Below are 1,464 nucleotides of genomic sequence, written 5' to 3' on the forward strand. Positions count from 1 at the left end.
GCGAGTTCATACCCTTCAAGGATGGTTTGTAACCTAAGCCATCCTTGCCATAACGTCTTTATAGAAGCGCGACCTGTTCGCTTGGTATTCTTCCAACCACCTAACCGAGCAATACCGTTGTAAGCCCATGATATATTAGGCGCTTCTTTCGGTAGTTTTTTGCTCTCCAACTTGAGCCACATTAACTTCCACGCTTTGCCTTTTAATACCTGCTCACAACTGCTCTTAGATAACTCGTCTGATTCATTCATAAACCTCAACTGGAGTAACCGGGTCGCGATAAAAGCCAAAACGACGCTGAGCCTTTCTAAGTTATCCTTACTTTGCATTCTCAGTTGCTCAACTTCAGTCCCTTCACTTTTCCAGACTTTATGAAAATCTTCTATTAGCCAACGCCGCTCATAATAACTGACGATTTTGAGTGCCTCTTCCTTGCTCGTTATCGGCTCTGAAGTCATTAAGTGCCATGCGAGCTTATTACCACTCTCTCCTTGTTCTATACATCCCACGTAGTAAAGCGGAATGTTATCGAACTCTTTCTTGTTAGCAGGAGACTTGAGTGTCACGGGGGCATATTTGATATCTAAATGAGCCTTGCGAGCTTTACGACCGCCTTTTTGCGGTATTTCGAGCACTTTCTCTCCGGCTGATAACAGGGTAGAGGCATAGCTATAAAGACGATTATCATGCTCTTCAATACAGCGGCTTTGCATTGAGCGAACGAGGAACCTTTGTTGTTGCTCTCGCTTGTAAGTGAGGTATTCAAATAGGTCGGCTTCTCTATCGCACACAGAAATGACATCCGAAATTTTATCGCCAAGTCGCTCAGCGACATGGCGAGAGGCTTGTTCCCACTTATAACTTTCTTTCTCTTTGTATGGTCGAGTCGCATGCTGGTGCCTTTGACCTCGCTTTTCTATATCACGAGTCCAGCGCTGTTGTTCAATTAAACCAATAACAGATTGAGTGTCGGGAGCAAAAAGTAAGGTTGAGTGTACGAACATGGCGCGATGTCGATTGCCTTGATTGGAGTGCCCGAGTTCATCTCGAATGCTGCGATGGGAGTAACTGAGAGAAGTGGTGTCTTCTAAGGCAAGAAGTGTTTGTTGCTCTAATGCTTCTTGTGCGGTGACATAAAAACCCGCTTCTGCGATATCTTCTGCTTTGATTTGCTCATTACGGATGAAGCGATAAGCCCCTTCCATTTCAGCAGGGGAGATAATGAGTTTCGAGACAGGTACGCCAGGTTGCTCGGCCAGTGAGGCTGCGAGAGCAACGAGTCTTTGAGTGCGTCTAGGGTCATTAAGGTGGGCTTGACCGAACTGTTTTTGTGCCCAAAGGGTTGGCTCTATATAGGTCATGATAATCATCCTTGTCATTGCTTAGATGATCAGATCATGAAACCTAAAAATAGTTCAAAAAAAATCCCCAAGCGTGGCTTAGGGATTTGTGTATAAGAGACAG

General features: G+C 45.0%; 1 protein-coding gene. It reads right to left on the reverse strand.

The features are described from left to right. On the reverse strand, nucleotides 1–1,361 hold a 1,361-nt coding region (locus tag NX845_RS23345), incomplete at its 3' end, for an IS4 family transposase (RefSeq protein ID WP_260257207.1). Nucleotides 1,362–1,464: the final 103 nt, after the last annotated feature.

It is taken from the genome of Vibrio sp. NC2 (assembly GCF_025195005.1).
GTDB lineage: Bacteria > Pseudomonadota > Gammaproteobacteria > Enterobacterales > Vibrionaceae > Vibrio > Vibrio splendidus.